The organism is Chromatiaceae bacterium, assembly GCA_016714645.1.
Classification (GTDB): Bacteria; Pseudomonadota; Gammaproteobacteria; order Chromatiales; family Chromatiaceae; genus M0108.
This window is the reverse complement of the sequence record JADKCI010000004.1, coordinates 824,255-843,328: the sequence shown is the minus strand read 5'-3', so window position 1 is coordinate 843,328 and position 19,074 is coordinate 824,255. Positions and strand designations below refer to the sequence as shown.

At 64.8% G+C, this 19,074-nt stretch carries 16 protein-coding genes and 6 pseudogenes; 5 read left to right on the top strand and 17 right to left on the bottom strand.

Annotated features, from left to right (window positions below; all coding sequences use genetic code 11):
* Window positions 1-120 precede the first annotated feature (120 nt).
* The 7 genes from IPN92_15695 to IPN92_15665 are packed head-to-tail and all read right to left on the bottom strand — an operon-like array spanning window position 121 to window position 8,735.
* Window positions 121-2,193, bottom strand: coding sequence for a SpoIIE family protein phosphatase (locus IPN92_15695; GenBank protein MBK8639635.1), 2,073 nt, complete (start codon window positions 2,191-2,193; stop codon window positions 121-123).
* A 10-nt stretch (window positions 2,194-2,203) separates the two neighbouring features.
* Window positions 2,204-3,604, bottom strand: a complete 1,401-nt coding sequence (locus IPN92_15690; protein MBK8639634.1) for a US12 family protein — start codon at window positions 3,602-3,604, stop codon at window positions 2,204-2,206.
* An 18-nt stretch (window positions 3,605-3,622) separates the two neighbouring features.
* A complete protein-coding gene (locus tag IPN92_15685; GenBank protein MBK8639633.1) occupies window positions 3,623-4,393 on the bottom strand; it encodes a PDC sensor domain-containing protein in 771 nt (256 codons plus the stop codon).
* A complete protein-coding gene (locus IPN92_15680) occupies window positions 4,393-5,151 on the bottom strand; it encodes a GNAT family N-acetyltransferase (GenBank protein ID MBK8639632.1) in 759 nt (252 codons plus the stop codon). The genes IPN92_15685 and IPN92_15680 overlap by 1 nt, the downstream gene beginning before the upstream one ends.
* A complete protein-coding gene (locus IPN92_15675; GenBank protein MBK8639631.1) occupies window positions 5,148-6,173 on the bottom strand; it encodes an ABC transporter substrate-binding protein in 1,026 nt (341 codons plus the stop codon). The genes IPN92_15680 and IPN92_15675 overlap by 4 nt, the downstream gene beginning before the upstream one ends.
* Window positions 6,170-8,029 carry an MFS transporter gene (locus IPN92_15670; protein MBK8639630.1) on the bottom strand — a complete coding sequence of 620 codons (1,860 nt, stop codon included), beginning with the start codon at window positions 8,027-8,029 and terminating at the stop codon, window positions 6,170-6,172. Before IPN92_15670 ends, IPN92_15675 begins: the two co-directional genes overlap by 4 nt.
* 1 nt (window position 8,030) lies before the next feature.
* Window positions 8,031-8,735, bottom strand: coding sequence for a hypothetical protein (locus IPN92_15665; protein MBK8639629.1), 705 nt, complete (start codon window positions 8,733-8,735; stop codon window positions 8,031-8,033).
* A gap of 378 nt (window positions 8,736-9,113) precedes the next feature.
* On the opposite strand from IPN92_15665, the gene IPN92_15660 reads away from it, so the two are divergent.
* Complete coding sequence (locus IPN92_15660; GenBank protein MBK8639628.1) at window positions 9,114-9,632, top strand: SCP2 sterol-binding domain-containing protein; 519 nt, start codon at window positions 9,114-9,116, stop codon at window positions 9,630-9,632.
* Window positions 9,633-9,681: 49 nt separating this feature from the next.
* Here the strand turns inward: IPN92_15660 and IPN92_15655 are convergent, their stop codons facing one another.
* The 3 genes and pseudogenes from IPN92_15655 to IPN92_15645 all read right to left on the bottom strand — a co-directional run bounded on the left by IPN92_15655 (window position 9,682) and on the right by IPN92_15645 (window position 10,581).
* Window positions 9,682-9,858: a hypothetical protein gene (locus IPN92_15655; protein ID MBK8639627.1), complete on the bottom strand. Its 177-nt coding sequence runs from the start codon at window positions 9,856-9,858 to the stop codon at window positions 9,682-9,684.
* Window positions 9,859-9,863: 5 nt separating this feature from the next.
* Complete coding sequence (locus IPN92_15650; GenBank protein ID MBK8639626.1) at window positions 9,864-10,208, bottom strand: hypothetical protein; 345 nt, start codon at window positions 10,206-10,208, stop codon at window positions 9,864-9,866.
* Between the two features lie 37 nt (window positions 10,209-10,245).
* Window positions 10,246-10,581: pseudogene (locus IPN92_15645) on the bottom strand (hypothetical protein).
* A gap of 737 nt (window positions 10,582-11,318) precedes the next feature.
* Between IPN92_15645 and IPN92_15640 the strand changes: the two are divergent.
* The 4 genes and pseudogenes from IPN92_15640 to IPN92_15625 all read left to right on the top strand — a co-directional run bounded on the left by IPN92_15640 (window position 11,319) and on the right by IPN92_15625 (window position 14,894).
* Window positions 11,319-12,640: pseudogene (locus IPN92_15640) on the top strand (citrate synthase).
* 3 nt (window positions 12,641-12,643) lie between these two features.
* On the top strand, window positions 12,644-12,808 hold the full coding sequence (locus IPN92_15635; GenBank protein MBK8639625.1) for a hypothetical protein: 165 nt from the start codon (window positions 12,644-12,646) through the stop codon (window positions 12,806-12,808).
* 166 nt (window positions 12,809-12,974) lie between these two features.
* Entirely contained in the window at window positions 12,975-13,334 is a 360-nt protein-coding gene (locus IPN92_15630; GenBank protein MBK8639624.1) for a hypothetical protein, read from the top strand.
* 159 nt (window positions 13,335-13,493) lie between these two features.
* On the top strand, window positions 13,494-14,894 hold the full coding sequence (locus IPN92_15625; GenBank protein ID MBK8639623.1) for a diguanylate cyclase: 1,401 nt from the start codon (window positions 13,494-13,496) through the stop codon (window positions 14,892-14,894).
* A 36-nt stretch (window positions 14,895-14,930) separates the two neighbouring features.
* Here the strand turns inward: IPN92_15625 and IPN92_15620 are convergent.
* From IPN92_15620 to IPN92_15590, 7 genes and pseudogenes are all read right to left on the bottom strand, one after another.
* Window positions 14,931-15,597, bottom strand: a pseudogene (locus IPN92_15620) (IS3 family transposase).
* 406 nt (window positions 15,598-16,003) lie between these two features.
* A complete protein-coding gene (locus tag IPN92_15615; protein MBK8639622.1) occupies window positions 16,004-16,291 on the bottom strand; it encodes a putative addiction module antidote protein in 288 nt (95 codons plus the stop codon).
* A 3-nt stretch (window positions 16,292-16,294) separates the two neighbouring features.
* Entirely contained in the window at window positions 16,295-16,438 is a 144-nt protein-coding gene (locus tag IPN92_15610; protein MBK8639621.1) for a hypothetical protein, read from the bottom strand.
* Window positions 16,439-16,600: 162 nt separating this feature from the next.
* Window positions 16,601-16,776 (bottom strand): annotated as a pseudogene (locus IPN92_15605) (maturase).
* Window positions 16,777-16,912: 136 nt separating this feature from the next.
* Window positions 16,913-18,066: pseudogene (locus IPN92_15600) on the bottom strand (ergothioneine biosynthesis protein EgtB).
* A 209-nt stretch (window positions 18,067-18,275) separates the two neighbouring features.
* Window positions 18,276-18,575: pseudogene (locus IPN92_15595) on the bottom strand (HigA family addiction module antidote protein).
* Window positions 18,576-18,586: 11 nt separating this feature from the next.
* Window positions 18,587-18,811, bottom strand: a complete 225-nt coding sequence (locus tag IPN92_15590; protein ID MBK8639620.1) for a type II toxin-antitoxin system RelE/ParE family toxin — start codon at window positions 18,809-18,811, stop codon at window positions 18,587-18,589.
* Window positions 18,812-19,074: the final 263 nt, after the last annotated feature.

Sequence of the window (19,074 nt, the reverse complement as noted above, 5' to 3'; positions counted from 1 at the left end):
GTGATCCCCAACCCGATTCATCCTGGCCTCGGCCGCCCTCATGTCCCAAAATCCCGTGTCCGCCCTTGTCGAAGTCCGCCTGGTCTGGGTGGTCTCAAGCCAGGCCGGCCGGCAATGGGTTCACCCTTTCCAATGCACCACCATGCCAGTGATGTCGTCGGATTGTGCCGCCCCGCGGGTAAAGACCTTGAGATCGGACATCACCCGGTCCAAGGCCTCCGGAGCCGAGGCAGGTGGCCCACCGGCGACCAGGGCCTGTTGCAGGCGCTCGACCCCATACATGGTGTCATCCAGGGCGAAGGCCTCGTTAACCCCATCCGTGTACATAAAGAGGGTATCTCCGCGGCTCAGGGTCAGGGTCTTCTCACCAAAGGGCATATCGGGGAAGGCCGCCAGCGCCAGGCCCACCGTGGGGTCCACCATTTCCACCCTCCCCCCGGCCCGCACCACGTAGGGCGGATTATGCCCCCCGCTGCAATAGGTGATCACCCCCGTCGCCAGTTCGATTTCGGCGTAAAACACCGTGACGAACATGGTCTGTTCATTTTCCGCCGCCAGCAGGTCGTTCAGGCGCGACAGGGTCTCCGCGGGACCCTCGCCCCCCACGGCGACGGTGCGTAACATGGTGCGGCTAATGAGCATGAAGAAGGCGGCGGGAATACCCTTGCCCGACACGTCCGCCACCACCACCCCCAGAACGCCCTCCCGCACCTCGAAGACATCGTAGAAGTCGCCGCCCACTTCCTTGGCCGGGTCCATGCTGGCAATCATGTCCAGCATCGGCAATACCGGAAAATGGCGGGGGAGGATGGACAACTGCATGGTGGCCGCGATGGCCAATTCCTGCTGCAGGCTGATGAGCTTGCGCTTGTCCTCCAGCGACTCCCGGAGGTCGCGGACCAGTTGGATCAACTGAACCTGCTGCACGCTGACCTTGGTGGCCAACCGCGAAAATCCCAGGGCAATCAGGCCCAGTTCGTCACCCACCCCCTTGGACTGGGCCGATTGGGGATCGCTGGCCGCCGTCTCCATCTGTCTTAGTTCATTCAGCAACTCGCTACGGGCCTCATCCTGCAGCGTCGCGGCCAACTGCTCCATCTGGCGACGGATAAAGCGCTGCTGCCGATGCTGGCGGCGTTCGCGCTGGACGCCCACCCGCGCCACTTCGCCCACCGCCTGGCCAAAGGCCTCGACCGCCTCGGCAATGCGACCGATCTCGTCGGACCCATGGGGCAGTTCGACATAGCCGCCCCGCTGGCCGCGCGACAAATCGTGCAGCGCCGCCACTGCGTCATTCAGCACTGCGAAATTGCGCCGCAGATAAAAGAACAGCAACAGCATGGCGGCGATGAAGACGATGGCGATCACCCCGCCCAGGACCCGGTCCCAGAGCATCCGGCTTGCCACCGCCTCGGTCACGTCACGCACCAGCAACAGCGTCGCCAGGCGCCCCCCCATCAGATCGGCGATGGGCAACAGCGCCACCTCCTGATATCGGTCGTCGTAATTGATCAGGGTCAGGCCCCGCCGGCCGGGGGCCGAGGCATCCCGCGCCCGCCGCCACAAACCATCGTCCTTGCCGAAAACCAGTCGGCCCGCGGCATCACTGACAAAGAGTCGGCCCCCGGTCCCCTGTTGAAAGACTTCCAGCACCTTGGTCAGGCGAATGGCGGCTGCGAGCCCGCCCACCAGGCGATCGGTTTCCGGTTCCACGACCGAGACGGCCCCGACCACCCCCAAACCGCCATCCTGCAGGGCCCGGGCACCACTGAGGGTACGACCCTTCTGACGCATCTCCGCCAGCCGGCCAGCCCCCAGGAGCGGCGGATGTTCCATCCCATCCCCACTCGCCCACAGCAATTGGCCGCCCTCGCCCAGAATATCGACGCGCAGAAAGGCCTCATCCATGAAGGTGGTCTCGGCCAAGCGGGCCAGCCCCTGCTGATCGCCGTGTTGAATGGCGTCGATTAACCGGGTTTCGGACAAGGCCGCCTGGCTGACGAGTCGCTCCGCGACGTCGTCGGCGGTGCCCATTAAGGCAAAGTTCCAGGCCTGTTCCAATTGCTGCAACCGCAGCTCGGTGATCCGGCGACCCAGTTCCTCCTCCCGCAGGGAGCCCACCGTAAAAACCAGCCCGGCGACCGCGGAAACCACCAGCAGGACAAAGACAATGATGCGGGTTCTCAGCAGCATGGTGGCATCTTCATTCTCTTCGCCCTGGAGCGGTCAGGGCTCCCGCTAATGAAATCATCGCCAGCAGGACGGCGCCGACACTAATGGTGAGGAGATCGCCGAGGAGGCCCCAGGCCAGGGCCACCCCCGCCAGGGAGCCCGCCATCAGGACCCAGATACCGCCCCCCAGGCCTCCGGTGACCCTGGACGCGCGGCGTTGCTGCCAGGCCACGCCCCAGGCCAGACCCACCACCACGCCCGAGACCCCATCCATGGCGAGCACCGCCAGGCCTTCCGGCACCGAGAAGCCATTGATCAGGAGGACGGCCAGAAAGAGGGCCGCCACGGTTACCGCCAGCCAGCGCCGCCAACCCAGGATCCAGCCCAGGGCCAGCCCGACCAGCAAGGTCCCGGCCACCACGATCATGATCGGCTGCGGGGGCAGCCCCCCCACCAGCCCGTCGGTGATGGTCATCAACCCCGCCGCGGCCAGGGTCAAGGCGAAGAGATCGGCATCGCTGGAGCGTGGATCACGGAACCGCGCCGGCGCGGTCGCCAGCCCCTCGCCCAGATCCGCCAGGACGGCGTCCTGGGCCACCGCCGCCGCAGCCGCCACCTCGGGATCGAATACCGCGTGGCGCACGTCCTCGGCCTGCGCGATAACCCCCAGCCGCCGGGCATGGAGACCGGCGACGATGGCATTGAAGGCCATGAGGCATTGGCCCACCCCATCGCGGGCGCGACGCACCAGGAGTCGATCAAAACGGCCCTCGCCCGCGGCGCGCATGGCCGCCGCCAGCCGGGCCAGGGGCTCCAAAACACCGCCCCGGGCCGCCACCGCTGCCCAGGCCAGGGCCAACAGCAGACAACCCACCCAGAAGGGCCAGGCCGCCAGAATTTTATGAGTCAGGTTGCGGGTGATCTCTCCCGGCTCCACCGCCGCCCAGACGGCGCCGCTCTCCGCCACCAGGGGTACCCGCACCAGGGCGAAGGGTTCGATGTCCAGCCGGGCCAGGCCCTCTTCGGCCGATCCGTCTGCCAGTAACGCGGGCGCCACCTTTGGCAGCAGGTCATCCACCTGGCTGGCGCCGATGCCGGAGTGATAGAGCCGCCGGCCATCGGACCCGGTGACCACGAAAAACCGCAGCTCGGACAGGCTCTCCAGCCGCGTTTCCAGATAGGGCTCCACCCCGGGCAATTCGGTCAGGGGCACGCCATAACCGATGGCGCGGTCGAGATCCGTGGCGATGGAGCGGGCGGCGGCGGTGGCTCCCGCGACACGTACCCTGGTCAGGGTCTCCCGGGTTTCACCGAAGCCCAGGAGCGAAACCACGACCAGCACCATCAGGGCCAGCAACACCGCCAGGAAGGGCAGGAGACGGGCCGCGCCCGGATTGACACGGGGGGCCAAGGGCTTAACCGGGGCCTTCACGATGACCACCCGCCCGATTCACGCCATTTCATCAAGTCGCACCAATTCTTCCTCAACCTCCGCCATCCGGTGATGACGGTCCGCCGTGGCGGTGGCAAAATCGGCCAGCGGCAAACCCAGGCCGCCGCCCACCCCGATGGCCGCCACCCCCTCTTCCGGGTTCCGCCCCAGCCCCGCCAGCGCCGCCGAGGTCAAAGCCAGCCGGCGATTCAGGCGTTGGGCCAGCCCATAACCCAGCCCCACCGCCAGGAGGCCCAGGATCCCCAGCGTGGGGGCCGCCCGCACAATGAGGGACAGGGCGAAGTCAACCCCCCCCTCGCGGGAGGAGCCAGCGGACAGCCGAACCAGGGAGATGCCCGCGATGGTGCCGTAATCATTGGTCACCGGCAGCCAGAAAATTTCATCATCGCCATCGACCCGCCGGCCAGCGCCCGCCCCCAGCCCCGTCTTATCCAGGAGTCGTTCGCCAATTTCCACCGGGTTGGTGGAAAACAGCACCCGCCCCTGGTCATCCAGCACCGCCACCGCGCGCAAGCCGGTAATTTTTCGGCGCGCCTCCTCCAGGAGGCGGTCCACCTCCGGCAGTTGGGCCAGGGGCAGACCCAGGCTCAACCGCGTCTCCAGGGCCGAGGTCAGGTCCTGCAGTACCAGGTGCGCATGGGCCTCGAGGGCGGCATCGCGGCGCTCCGTGTGATCGTGGGTCCAGAAACCAATGGCCGCCAGCCAGGCGAACAGGACGGTGCCGACCAGGGCGATGATAAAGCGGGCGGTAATCCCCAGGGCTGGCATCAGGTCTGACCCTCCTCCGGCAAAGGCCGGGCCAACTCGGCCAGGATATGATCCGGCGGCCGGAGCCGGCGCCATAGCCAGTAACCCTCGTCGAACAGGACCATCTGGTCCGCCAGCAGGGCCAGGGGAATCAGCCGGAGGGACAAGGGGTCAGGCAGGGGCGGGGGCGCCAACAGGTCGCGATGGACCACCAGGCGCAGCAGTCCCTTCTCCACCCGCGCCAGTTTTTTGCCGCGCAGTCCATGGGCCACCAGATGCCCCCAGCTTTGATGGTTGCCCGGCCAAACGGCGGACACCGCATGTCGCCGCCCCAGCGCGCCGGCCAATATCAGCCGCCACTCCACCAGGGCGTGATGCAGGCCATGCTTTTGCCAATCGGCCCGCACCATGGCCGAGGCGAGATAGGCGACCAGAGACCTCTGTGCCGACGGCAGGTTCAGCAGGTCGGCGCGGCTGGGCTCCCCCGGTCCTGGTAGGGTCAAGGCGGCATAGCCGATCAGCACCCCGGTGGTGTCAAACAAGCCGGCGATGACACCCTTTTCCCCCGGACCCGCCTGCCCCAGATGGCTCGCCGGGAAATCGGGGCTTTCCGCCTCCAGCCGATAGCAATTGGGATCCGCAAGTTGCCGACTGACCACTTCAAAACGCAGCCCGGCCAAGGTGTCGGCGTCGGCGGCGCAGAGCAGGCGCCCGCTCACCCCCGCCGGCAGAAGGGCCGCCAGCCGGGCGAGCGCGTCTTGGTGCGGTTGCCAGTTCATACCCCTACCACCTCGGCGAAATTCAACAGGCTCAGAGGCGGGTAGAAGGACAGGGCCTTGGCCGTGGCCATATTGATCACCACCGAGAACCGCCGGAGCGTCTCCACCGGGAGATCGCCGGGGGACCGCCCCTCCAGAAGAATCTGCACCGCCTTGACCCCGGTCAGCCGCCCGATGCCATAAGCGGAACTGGAGAGGGCAAAGAGCCCCTGGTCCGAACGGACGATCAGTTCGGTGACGGAAAAGCTGGGCAGACGCAGCGCCAGCGCCGTATCGGCTACGAGCTTGCGATGGGTCGTGGCGATAAAGGTGTCGGGGCCGATGTAGAGCATTTCCGCCCCCTGGTCCCGACAGCGGCTGATCATGGGGGGGATGTCCGCCGGGTCGGGTTTACCCTCGGTCAGCGGCACCGGCTGCTCGATCAGCGCCAGGCCGCGCTTGCCCCACTCCTGGCGCAGCCCCTCGACCGCCAGGAAGGAATTGCGCTCCGCGGGATTAAAGACCACCCCCAGGCGCTTGATGGAGCGATAAGCCAGAATCGTGTTCACCTGAGCAACGATCGGGGCTATGTGGACGGTACCGCTGACATTGCCCCCCGGCCGCTCCAGATTAGGCACTATCCTGGCGTCGAGGGGCGCGGCGACATAGGTGAAGAGGACGGGTATATCGCGGATATAACGTTCTGGCTCCGGATCGTCCCAGGCCCCGACCACGCCGCGGGTCTGGGGGGTACCCCAGGTGTAAATCAGATCGGGGCGGGCGTACCGCAGCTCCTCGAGGATGGCGGCGATCCGCTCGGGATCACCGCCCGCGTCATGGATGGTGTATTCGGCCCGCAGCCCGCGCCGGGCGAGGTAGTCCTTGAAACCTGCCTCGTTGGCCCCTTCCCCGCGGCCAAGCACCATGTGAATGCGGAAGGTGCGCTCGGGGGTGGCGGCCAGGACCGGCAAACCGCCCGTCAGCAGCGTCACGCCGGCCGCACCGCTCCATCGCAGCCACTGTCGACGGGAAAGAAACATCATGAACGCATCTCCGGTCGGGCGGTCGCAGGCGGGGCCCCGCGATAAAGCAACCCGAATAATAAGGCGCTAACGCCACAGAGCAAACCCATCCCCAGAACCGCCGCATGGTAAGACCAGGCCGCCGCCAGCGCCACCGCCAAGAGGGGCCCCAAGGCGCCACCCAGACGCTCCAACATGCGAAACCAGCCAATGGCCGTGATCTCCGCCACCCGCACCCGGGAGGAGATTTGGGTCACCAGGGTCAGTTGGGGCGCGCTGATCAGGGCCTGGGCGACACCGAACAGGGCCAGGGCCAGGGCGGCGCTCCACCCCTGGTCCAACAGGGCCATGGGGGCTAGCCCGGCCAGGGTCGCCAGGCCACCCACGATAATGAAACCGCGTCGGACCTGCCAACGGTCGGAGAGGGTAGCGGCCAGGGGCGAAATGATGATGAAGGCCAGGAAATACAGCATCTGGACCCGGCCTATCTCCGCCTTGCCCGCCCCGCTTTCCGCCAGCAGGAGTGGGGTTAGGAAGAATAGCACGCTCGTGGCCGCAATCTTGGCCGGAATGGCGGACAGGGTCATGAGGGCGGCGAAGCGCGTATCGCCTGCCAGTTTGGCAATCGCGGGGCGTTTGGCATGACTCCCGGCGTGGGGGGCGGAAAACCCCTCCGCCGCGAGTCGCAGGTCGCGTCCTAAGAGCAGGACCAAGGCGACGGCGGCGGCCAGCGCCGCGCAGGCCCCCACCAAGAGGGTGGCGGAGGCGCCGGCCTGATCGGCGATGATGCCACCGGCAACCGGGCCGCATACCCCGGCGGCCAGGAGGGCGCCGATAAAGAGCGCCAGTCCGCTAGCGCGATTGTTCCCCGTCGTATGGTCAACGACCACCCCCTGGGCGGTAATCAAGGCCAGGCCATAACCCAGGGCCGTCACGCAGCGCCAGAGCAGAAAGGTCAGCAGATGGTCGGTCAGGGCGGTCATGGTCAGCCCCAGCGCCGAGAGCCCCGCCGCTACGATAAAGGCGGACCGGCGCCCCACCCGTCCGGAAAATCGCGCCCCCGTGGGCTGGGACAGGGCCCAGACCAGCATGAAGAGGGTAATAGGCAGGCTGACCGCCAGATCGACGGGCAGCCAGGGGGCGGTGGGGGCCAGGTGCTGGGCATAGGTCGGCATGAAGGGCCGCGACAGTTCTTCCGACAGGCAAAACAGGAAAACCGGCAGGCGCAGGAAGACCAGGTTGACCGGCGGCCTAGGCGAGGCCACCCCTGGTTTCCCGGGATTCCGGCTCTTGACCCTGGCCATGGACAGATTGACGACCAGCAACAGCACCTCGAAGGTCACCAGCACCGAGACCAGGATCACGGAGGCCACCTCCAGCATCAGATCGAAGGAGGCCCGGGTCAGCCAATCGGGATCCAGCGATAACCGCAGGTACGCCTGGGTCAGGCCATGACCGATCAGGGGTTCGACGATTTCATAGTCCGCGGTGGCCATCCCGCCGCCCGGCCCAGCCAAGCGGCTGGACGGGGTTCCATAGGCCGCCAGGACCTGACCCTGAAGATCCTCCACCCGGGAGGAGGCGATATCGGCATGAACCCGCGTCTCTCGCTCCAGGGCCTCGGCCAACCCTGGCAATTTCTGGAGCGGTATGTCGTAATCCAGCGCCCGATTGATTTGTCGGGACAGGATCTCGGCCACCCCCGCCGCCTTCAGCCGCAGTTCGGGATACAGCACCCCTTCGAAACTGTGCAACGCCAGCCAGGACGCCAGCAGGGACAGGACGAGCAGCACCGCCACCGCGATCGCCGTCAGGCGAAATACCAGCGTCCGTATCGGATCGCGATTTCTGGCCGGGTTCCCTGTTGGCACAAGCATTTTAGGTTTGATTTCCCGTCTTTTCGCGCGCCAGGCGCAACCTCAGCCGCCCCTCGCCCGGCTTAAGGGGCCCGCCGTGATCTTGATGTTTGAGGTCGGGCCCGCCATCAGCCCTTCCAGACAGCCGCAGGGTCAGGAACACCGCCAGGAGGGTCAGAAGCAGGGCGACGACCATCACGGGCCCGGCGGATGACAGAAGTTCGCGTCGCACCTGTTCCAGGGCCTGGTGCTGCGCGGTCAGATCCGCGTACACCGCCACCTTGCCCACCACCGGATCAAAGCCATTGCCCAGCCGGGCGGTGAGCAGCAATTCGCGGTCCTGGATCCGATGGCCAAGCCGACCACCGGCCTCGGCAGTCAGCCCCGCCAGATCGGCCCTAGAGCCGATGCGATCGGCGGTGGAGGAAAACAGCACCGCGCCCTGGTCATCCAGAATGTCGATGTGCAAGACATCGCGCGTGCTGGCGGCGCGGGGCAAAACCCTGCTCAAATCCTCCAGTTCCGCCAACTCCAGACCCAGGGCCAGCCCCGTCTCGCTCTGACGACGCACCTCCTCGGCCACTAGCCCCAGCCGGGCCACCGTGACGTCCAGCAGGCGCTGATCAAATTTCAGAAAGGCCAGCAGCAAGGCCAGCGCGATCGCCAGCGCCACGGTGGCCGCTATGACCCCCCCAACCCGTACGACCAGGGCGCGGCCGTCGATCATGAGGCGGCTAACGACCCACCCCTGGTTACCCCGTGACCCGGGAGCCTCATGCGCCCTGACTCCTTTAAAAAGATGACAAAACCAACGGCAGTAGCTGAGATTTGAGTTTCCCAGGCCGGGCGGCAGCGGGTGGGGTGGGCGGGGGTGTCGACAGCAGGGATGCTGTCGCCAAGCCTACAGGGATGTATTCACGGCGTCCCCCGCCCGCCCCACCCGCTGCCGCCCGGCCCCTTCCGCCACCGCCGAGGGTGGTTATCACCCGCGCGGGAGTTGCATAAAGAGCCAGGGGACCACTAGCATAGCCAACCTTATCATAACAATCCCAACAAGAAGGGGCGACCAACCGGGTCCGCCCACCACTCCCAAGAGGACGACCGCATGATCCGTTACGCCACGCTCACCCTACCCTTACTGGCCCTGGGCCTCTCGGCCCAAGCTCAAGCCGCTACCTTCATGGATGCCGACTGGGCCACCGCGGCCTGCGAGGCCTGGAACAAGGCCCCCGAACTCACCAAGGGGCTGGCCGGCTCAGCCTGGGCGGCCAATAACGCCGGTCGCGGCTACAAGGTCATTCAGCTCTATCGCACTAAGTGCGGCGACGCCAGCCGCGTGGAACTGCAGATCAGCGATAAGGATGGCAAGGCCCTCTGCACCTATGGCGGCAAGGTGAAATCCACGAGCCTCAAGGCCGATATCGATTATGTGATGAACGCCACGGACGAGGACTGGGCTTGCATGGGCGCAGGTAGCTTCGGCTGCGGGGCCATGGGCGCCATGGCGACGGGTAAACTCCAGTTCAAGGGACCCAAGATGGAGGCCATGGGCGTCATGGGGCCTTTCGATACCTTCCTGCAGTTGACCGGCAAGGTCCCAGGCGACAAGAAGGCCTGTCCCTGAGTCAGGGCTCAAAACTAACCGGTAGATCCGGAGGTCAGGTTAGCGCAGCCTAACCCGACCTCCGGGCTAACATGCCCGAGGCGAGACAGGCCGACTGGTCATGGGCGGCGAGGCCCGCCGTCATGGCGATGACCGGAATATGCTCGCCATTGCCCCGCGCCAATTCCTCGGCACGCAGTAGCCGCGTGGCCTCGTGACCACTGAGCACGGGCATCTGGACATCCATCAGGATCAGGTCGTAAGGCCCATTAGCCAGTTCAGGGTCACCACCTTCTGGTTCACCATGCTGTCCTCGGCGACCAGGACCTGGGCGTTAAAGGGACGGTTTGCGCGTTTTGCGGGGACGAGGGTCGCGGTCCTAGCCTCCGACCTCACCATGCCCAGGACCTGGACCTGGACGGCGGCGTCATGCAGCCAGCGTTCGCGCACCGGCTTGAGAAGTTTCACCTCGATGCCCGAACGGCGCGCCTCAGCTCCCGGATATCCCAGCGAACTCAGCATGATCAGTCGGATGGCGCCCAACCCGGCATCGCCCTTGATCCGTTGCGCCAGCTCGATCCCATCCATCTCGGGCATCTGCATATCTAGGATCGCCAAGTCGAAGGCCCGCCCCGCGTCGAATGAGATCAAGCTGGTGGCTGGTCAGGGAACTGTCCCGCAACAGTTCCAGCATGCCCAGGACATCATTCATCGGGGTGCGGATCTCGTGGCTCATCATCGCCAGAAACTCGCTCTTGGCCCGGTCCGCCGCAAGGGCCTCGTCACGCGCCCGCTGCAGGGCCTGCATCTGGCGTGCGTCTCGGTGAGATCCCGCACCACGGCCTTGAACACTTGACTGCCGCCCACATCGATGCGACTCATGGCGAGATGGAGCGGAAAGCGCGCATCGGCCTCCTAGCGGTGTGGGATGATTAAGCCTGAACATGATCCCGTATCCTTCAGGCGACATCCCGTGGGGCGCGGATGTCCTGGGCCTTGCCTATGGCCATGACAGGTATCGCGGTCTGGTCTTGACGAAGGCTGATCAGGGGTGGCGCACTAGTGGGTGGCACCCAATCCCGCGTTACGGATTTACCCCAAGGCCGTCCGGGAGGCCTGGGCCAGCCCGCGAAAGTCGGCCATGGCGGCACCGGCCGCGGCGGAGTCGCTGGCCCGCGCCGCGGCTTCGATCGACTCGGCCAGGCGTCCAAGCCGGAGGGCGCCGAGGGTTGCCGCGCTGCCTTGAACTGGTGCGCGGCCCTGGCAAGGGCCTCCAGGTTGGCACCATCCGCCGCCTTGAGCGTCACGGCCTGGGGTTGCGGAAACAGGGCCAAAAGGAGCCTTGACGTAGAACACAAGGCGGCCTGGAATTCAGGTGATCCCACTCGCCAGAGGGCCCGAAAATCCGGGGGCTTACTTAGCACGCCGCAACCTCAAGTCAAGCCTGGACCCGGATAGATTTCACCCAGCGGCGCCACGACCGCCGGAACGGGACGCCCGCGCGGCCGCCAACCCCACCCGCGCGGCAAAAACTTGGCCCTTGACGATGACGGACACCCCGTGACCGGCGGGAGGTTGGTATGCTTACACTTGAGTGTCCACGGGGGGGCCGAAAAGCCATTCGGCCCTCAGGCCACCCGTTCGCACCCATTTGGTGCCCTTAAGCCCCCAACTCCGCCACCATCCCACGCCAAGGAGTCCACCATAATGATAACGACCCAGCAAGCCAACCCGACCCGCATCCTGGAACCCGCCACCCTGACCCTGGACGGCAAAAGCTACCGCTTCCCCGTTGTGGAGGGCAGCGAGGGCGAGCGCGCCATCGACATCTCCAATCTCCGGGCCCAGACCGGCCACATCACCCTCGATCCGGGCTACGGCAACACCGGCAGTTGCGAGAGCGCCATCACCTTTATCGACGGCGATCAGGGCATCCTGCGCTATCGGGGCATCCCCATCGAGGAATTCGCCGCCAGTCCCACCTTCATCGAGGTGGCCCTACTGCTGATCTTTGGCCAACTGCCTGACCAAAAGCAGTATGACGCCTTTTCCGCCGACCTGACGCGCTTCGCCTACCTCGACGAGGGCATGAAGAATCAGTTCGAGGGCTTCCCGCACAACGCCCCGCCCATGGCCATCCTCTCGGCCATGATCAACTCCCTGGCCTGTTACCATCCGGAACTGCACGAACTGGAGGACGAGCACCAATTCCGCATCGCTACCGCCCGCCTGATCAGCAAGATCCGCACCATCGCCGCCTACGCCTATCGTCATTCCCGCGGCGTCCCCTACATCTACCCGGACCCGGCGCTGCGCTATGTGCCCAACTTCCTGCACATGATGTTTTCGCAGCCCTATCACCAGTATATCTGCCCGGACATCGTCACCAAGGCCATGAACTTGATCCTGACCCTGCACGCCGACCACGAGCAGAACTGCTCGACCTCGACGGTGCGAGTAGTGGGCTCCAGCGGCGCCAACCTCTTTGCCTCCTGCGCCGCCGGGGTCTGCGCCCTGTGGGGACCCCTCCATGGCGGTGCCAACGTCGAGGTGCTGGATATGCTGGAGCAGATCCACAAGGGCAACATGACCCCGGAGGAGTACGTCGGGCTCGCCAAGGACAAAAACAGCAAGGTACGGTTGATGGGCTTCGGTCATCGGGTGTACAAGAATTTCGATCCGCGTGCCCAGATGCTGCAGAAGGTGGCGGAGGAACTGGTGCCGCAGTTGTGTGGCAATGATCCGCTCTGGACATCGCCCGCCGGCTGGAGGAGATCGCCCGCTCCGACCCCTATTTCATCGAGCGCAACCTCTACCCCAACGTCGATTTCTACAGCGGCATCCTCCTGCGCGCCATCGGTATCCCCACCAACATGTTCACCGTCATGTTCTCCATCGGGCGTCTGCCCGGCTGGATCGCCCACTGGTGGGAGCAGAATCAGGCCCCGACCAGCCGCATCGCCCGTCCGCGTCAGGTCTATACGGGTCGGACCCAGGCCCACTATGTTCCGATGGAACAGCGTGGCTAGGCCATGACCGCAAACGGCGTCTCTCTTGCCGCCGTCACGTTTTCTGGAGAAGATGCCCCGGGGCCGCGACCTGGCTGGGTTGCGGCCACCCTCAAGGATATCAGTCTGGCCAAGGCCATGACCCCGCGACAGAAATTCCAGGAACGGCAGGGTCAAGCGCTACAATAGCCGCATCCGCGCGGTGCTGGCCACCACCCGCTGCGCTGCGGCCCAGCGCCTGGAGGACACCCTGAGCCGCACTGCACCGCGGTAACATCATCAGGTACCTCAGCGAGCGTGAGGGCACCGCTCACTCCACAAACTCCCGGCGACTCTGGAAAAGGCCTGGGCCCAAGTGGAACTGACCCGGGAACGCGCCCAACTGGGGGCAACCTCCGACCGCCTCGCCATGGTACTGGCCGCCAGCCCGGTCGTCCTCTATAGCCGGCGGCTCGACGCCCCGGATTGGCCCCTGACCTGGGTCAGCGATAACCTGGCCCGGCTCCTGGGTTACGAGGTGGCCGCGGCGCTGGCCCCGGACTGGTGGCCGGCCCATCTGGACCCCCAGGACCGCCAGCCGGCCCTGGGTCAGGTTCTGGCGGCCATCGCCCAGGCTCCCGGAACTGGCCAACCCTGCGGAGCCACTGCCGGCCAGCCCCGGCGGCGCCGACACACGCCGCCAGGACCTGGCCGAGATCGAGGCCTGGCTCAATAAGCACCGCAAGGTGCCCGGGGCCCTGTTACAACGCCTGGGCGGCGATTGGGGCAACCCCGAGATCACCAGCCTACGAAATGCGCTGCTCGAACAGATCAGTCAATTCGAGTACGCTCGGGCCCTGGACACCCTGACGCTATTATGGGAGAAATTGCCATCATGAAAGACAAGGGCTTGAGCCCCGACGGCCTGCTTGACGAAGCGACCCGCCTCGATGCCCCCCGGATACTGGTGGTGGACGACGACCCGACCAGCCTCGCCCTGCTGGGTGAGATCCTGGACCCCCGGGGCTATACCGTCATCTTCAGCACTCAGGGCATGGAGGCCCTGAAACTGGCCCGCGAGGGGGTGGACCTGCTGCTGCTCGACTACCAACTGCCGGATCTGGACGGCCTGGAGGTCTGCCGGCGCCTCAAGGCCGACCCAGTCACCGCCGCCATTCCGGTCATCTTCGTCACCGCCAATCAGGACACGGAAGTGGAGGCGCGGGGGCTGGAGGCTGGGGCGGTGGACTTCGTGACCAAGCCCTACCCGGTGGAGGTCTTGCGTGCGCGGGTCAACACCCACATCACCATCCGGCATGCCTTGGAGCACCTGCGCCAGAACCACCGCCGGTTGCAGCAGGCCTACGTGGAACTGGAGAACCTGGCCAGTACCGACAAGCTGACCGGTGCCTGGAACCGGCGGCGCCTGGAGGAGGCCGTGGCCAACGAGATGGAGCGCTTGAAGCGCCATAACCATCCCTTGAGCCTCATGTTCATCGATATCGATTTCTTCAAAAAAATCAACGATACCTATGGCCACGTCAGCGGCGATCAGGTCCTGGCGGGCCTGGCGGCCCGGGTGCGCTCCAGCCTGCGCGTCACGGATTCCCTGACCCGCTGGGGCGGAGAGGAGTTCGTGGTCCTGACCCCCAACGCCACCCTGACCTCCGCGGCCCTGATGGCGGAGCGGCTGCGCGCCACCATCGCCGGGACGCTATTCCCGCCAGTCGGCCACCTGACGGCGAGCCTGGGCGTGGCCGAGTGCCTGCCCGGGGAGACCTGGGAATCCTGGTTCAAACGGGCCGATGCCGCCCTCTATCGCGCCAAGACCGCGGGGCGCAACCGGGTCGAGGCCGCCCCCGAGCGCCCCGAGCGCGGCGGCCTCGGTGAGAACGTCGAGGCGGGCTTCGTGCAACTGAACTGGCATCCGGCCTATGAATGCGGCCAGGCCCTCATTGACCGCCAGCATCGCGGCCTCTTCGCCGACGCCAACGGCCTGCTCGCCACCGTCCTCTCCGCCCGACCGGCGGACGAGATCGCCAGCCTGGTCGATGGCCTCATTCAGAACGTCGTCCAGCATTTCGCCGACGAGGAGGCCATCCTCCTCGCCGCGGGCTATCCCGGCGCCGCCGACCACGCCGCACTCCATCGCGGTTTGGTCGAAAATGCCAGAGTCCTGGTCAGCCACTTCCAGGCGGGGACCCTGGGTATCAGCGAGTTGTTCCAGTTTCTGGCCCATGACGTGGTGGCCCGGCACATGCTCAGGGCCGATCGTGAGTTCTTTCCCTATGTCTGAGGTTCCCTCGGTTTTTCGTCTTCCAAGGACAGGGGTTCATGCGACTTGCTTTTCTCCTTGTCGAGGGTTGATCCAGTCCTTCAGAAACTGCATCGGGGAAGGGTAACCGAGGGGTGGAATGCCGACGCGTGCGGTTGTAGAACCCCTCGATGTACGCGAAGGCGGTGGCCTGCATGGCGTCGCGGGTGGCGAAGTGCTCCCCGAAGACCCGCTCGTTCTTGAAGCGGTTGAGCTGGCGTCGAAACCAACCCATGATCAGCGCGTCGGTGACCAGGTCGGCCGTGATGCGCGGCTGCAGCGACCCGCCCACGACCGCGCGGTTGAACAGGTCCAGCAACGGTGCATCCGTCAGCCCCGGCGATCCGCTGTGCCGCCACCCGGCCAGGCCGGTAGCCGCCGACATGGACGGCGAGGACATCACACAGCTCGTGCAGGGCGAAGCTGTCGCGGTGCGCATCAATCCAGGCGTACTTCACAGCGCATCCCGCGCGAAGTACGCCGTCGCTTTTTTTAAGATGTCGACCTCGCGTTTGAGCCGCGCGTTCTCCGCGCGCAGACGCGACAGCTCCATCCCCTCCGGCGTCACTTTCACGGCGCCCGCGCCGTTGAGTGTAACGACGTCGAACGCCTTCACCCAGTTGCGCAGGGTCTGCTCGACCAGACCCCTCCTGGCGACCGCGCCCACGCGCTTGCCAGTCCTGATCCTGCTTCACCGCCTGTTCTCGAACTCGGCGGTGTACGCTTGCTTCGGAATCTTCTGCATCATCGTCTCCCGTGTGACAGACCGTCTACGTCACCCTTGGAAGACTAAATTTCGGGGGAACCTCAGAACCGCAGAAAACCTTTAAGGATTGTTTGGTGACAATTATCTTGGCCGGTTGACGACAACTATCTTGGCCGTTTTTGGAGGCTAAGGTAGCGGGCATTTTCGCAACGAAAAGGGGCGGGAATGTCCGGCAAGCGGATCACCATGCAACAGGTCAAATTATACATGACCAGCAAGAGTCAGGGGGCGACGCAGGCGCAAGCCGGCGCCAAGGCGGGGGTAAGCGAGCGCAGCGCCCGGTGGAATGATGGGTTGGGCATCGCGTCATGTACTGGCAAGCAACTCATGAATGAACGGGAGAAGCGGAGAGTTTCACACCGAGAGCACGAAGTAGCTTGAGCATTGTGTCATAGCGTGGCTTTGCGCCGGGCGTAAGAGCTTTGTAGAGGCTTTCGCGCCCAAGGCCTGCATCTTTGGCGAGTTGCGCCATGCCACGAGCGCGAGCTACATCGCGCACGGCGGTTAGAAACACATCAGGGTTGGAATCTTCAAGCGCAGCAGTAATGTATTCCGAGATGGTTTCTTCATCGTCGAGATAGTCGGCAGCATCGAATGGGGAAAATTTGGCCATGGTTTACTCCTTATCCAAAGCCCGCGCCATCTCAATGGCGCGTCGCTCGGCAGAGCGGATGCGAAGAGCGATGCGAGCACGGCCTATCTTGTCTTTCAATGCCGCAAGCCAAGCGTCAAATTCATCTGAGCTGTGAAAGGTGTTCATGTGGCTAAGCGTATCCAGTCGGATACCAGAATGCAACCTCGGCAAAATTGTCAGTTTGCGGCACCTGAGGCCCAATCGGGATAGGAAGAAGCCTCACGGCCCCGCCCTCCCCCACCACCGGACGAACGGGTCACGTAGCCGGCGGTTCGATGAATTGAATGCTTACCGGGTGGCAAGGCGCGGTACGCCCAGGGTCTCGAAGTAGCGCAGGGGTAACGCCAAGGCCAGGGCGGGGTCTTCGATCAACGCCACGGTCCCTGCGCCGACGGGCGGGTGTTCCACGCCGAGCGCGCCGTTACCCCGCGCTTGCGTCGTTCCCGGTAGCCTGCCGGCCCCCATGTCGGCGTGGCGGCGAGCTGGCCGTCCACCACCACGCCCGCCATGAGGAAGCGGTGGATCAGGCGTAGCAGGTCGGCATCCGAGGAGGTGTTATGCCGCGACTGCCTTTATTCAGCGCGCTGGATGACCGGAACATCATTCGGCCTCGCGCGCGAGGCGCAGACCCGAGAACTGCCAGCGAGCATCGGGCGGAAAGAAGTTTCGGTAGGTTCCGCGGATATGGTTTAAGGGTGTCGCGCACGATCCGCCGCGCAGGACGTATTGGCCGCTCATGAACTTGCCGTTGTACTCACCGACAGCGCCGGCGGCAGACCGGAAGCCGGGGTATGGTCCGTAGTCGCTGCGCGTCCATTCCCAGACGTCGCCAAACGCCTGCGCGGGCGTCCCGTCGGCCGGCGCCTCGCGCAGCGCAAGCGGGTGCAACGCGCCGCTCTCAAGGAAGTTTCCGGCGAGCGACGCGCAGCGCGCGGCCACCTCCCACTCGGCTTCGGTCGGCAGTCGTTCCTTGGCCCAACGCGCAAAGGCATCGGCCTCGTAGAAACTTACATGGCAAACGGGCGTATGCGGGTCCACGGGCACCTCTCCATGAAGCGTGAACGCGCACCAACACCCTCTCGACGCTCCCAATACTGGGGCGCCTGCCAGCCATGGGTGGTCACCGCGTCCCACCCCGCGGAGAGCCACAGTTCCGGCCGCCGGTAGCCGCCTTCGTCGATGAACTCCATGAAATCACCGTGGGTCACCGGGTGCGAAGCGATCTGGAACGCATCGAGCCAGACACGGTGGCGCGGCGCCTCGTTGTCGAAACAGAACCCGGCGCCGGCATGTCCAATTTCGTAGATTCCGGCGCCGAAGGAAATCCATCCCCGCTTGCACGCCTGAATCGGAGTAAGCAGCCATTGCTGTTGATATGCGGGCTTCAGGGGATTGCGCGAGAAAAGATGTTTCACATCGGTCAGGATGAGCTCCTGATGCTGCTGCTCATGGTGCAGCCCGAGCTCGATCAAGGCGTCGACCTCGGGGAGCGATCGCTCTCCGGCAAACATTTCGAGCATGGCCTCGTCTACATGATCGCGATACGCGAGCACCTCTAATAGTCCCGGGCGCGAGAGCATTCCCCGCTCCGGTCGAGGGTGTCGGTCGCCGACCGTGTTGTAATACGAATTGAAGAGAACGCGATAGGGCAGCGCAAAAGGCCGGTAGCCGGGTTGATGCGGTGCAAGCACGAAGGTCTCGAAAAACCACGTCGTGTGCGCCAAATGCCACTTTACTGGGCTTGCATCCGGCATCGACTGGATCGCGCAATCCTCCGCCGATAGGGGCACGGCGAGCGTACGCGTCAGTTGTCGGATTGCCAGAAACCTTTCGTTGCAGGTTCCAGGCAGTTCAGGACTGCGTGGCGACGACTTCGAATCCGGAGTCAAATTCACGGATACCTCCGCGCTGTGGCTTCATGCGGCATAACGTTCGAGCTAAGCGAGGGGTTAGACTGCACCCGTTACGCGGCCAAGAGTGAGCATCTTTGGATACTGGCCAGTTCTTCCGCCAGCGCTTCCTTGGCGATGGCTGTGTCGTAGGCCGCTTGACCTCGCAACTACCAGCCGTCACTCAGGCCGAAGTAGCGGCACAGTCTGAGGTCCGTATCAGCTGTCACGGAACGCTTGCCGGATACGATTTCTCCGATCCTTTGCGCTGGAACGCCGATGTCCTTCGCCAGGCGATACTTCGTAAGCCCAAGTGGCTTCAGGAATTCTTCTTCGAGCATTTCACCCGGAGAGACAGGTGGCACAGTACGCATAGTTATTTCCTTCAGTGGTAGTCGACGATCTCAACGTTCGCAGCGCCATCCCGGGTCCAAACAAAGCAGACTCGCCATTGCTTGTTAATGCGGATGCTGTGCTGCCCCTTCCGGTCGTCCTTCAATGCTTCGAGTCCATTCCCGGGCGGGACTTTCAAGTCGTCAAGAACAAGCGACCAGTCCAGTGGTGTCAGCTTGCGCAGAGCAGGCCGCTCGATGTTCACCCAGCGCTTCACGCGCTTGCCTTCAAAAAGGGTTTGGGCATCGCTCTGACTCCTACTTTCGGAACCCTGAAATCTACAGTAACTTCAAACAGGGACTGTATGGAGGCAGGTTGACACACAGGGATCTTCCCCCTCCTCGCCCATCTGGAACAGCAGCAAGACCCGCGGCGGTTACCCTGGAGACGGCGATGTAACCCGCCCCCCTTCACCTCCCGCATCGGGCCATTCCCGCCCGAGGGGCGTGCTCGGCTCAAAATCAGGCGTGTTTGACGCAA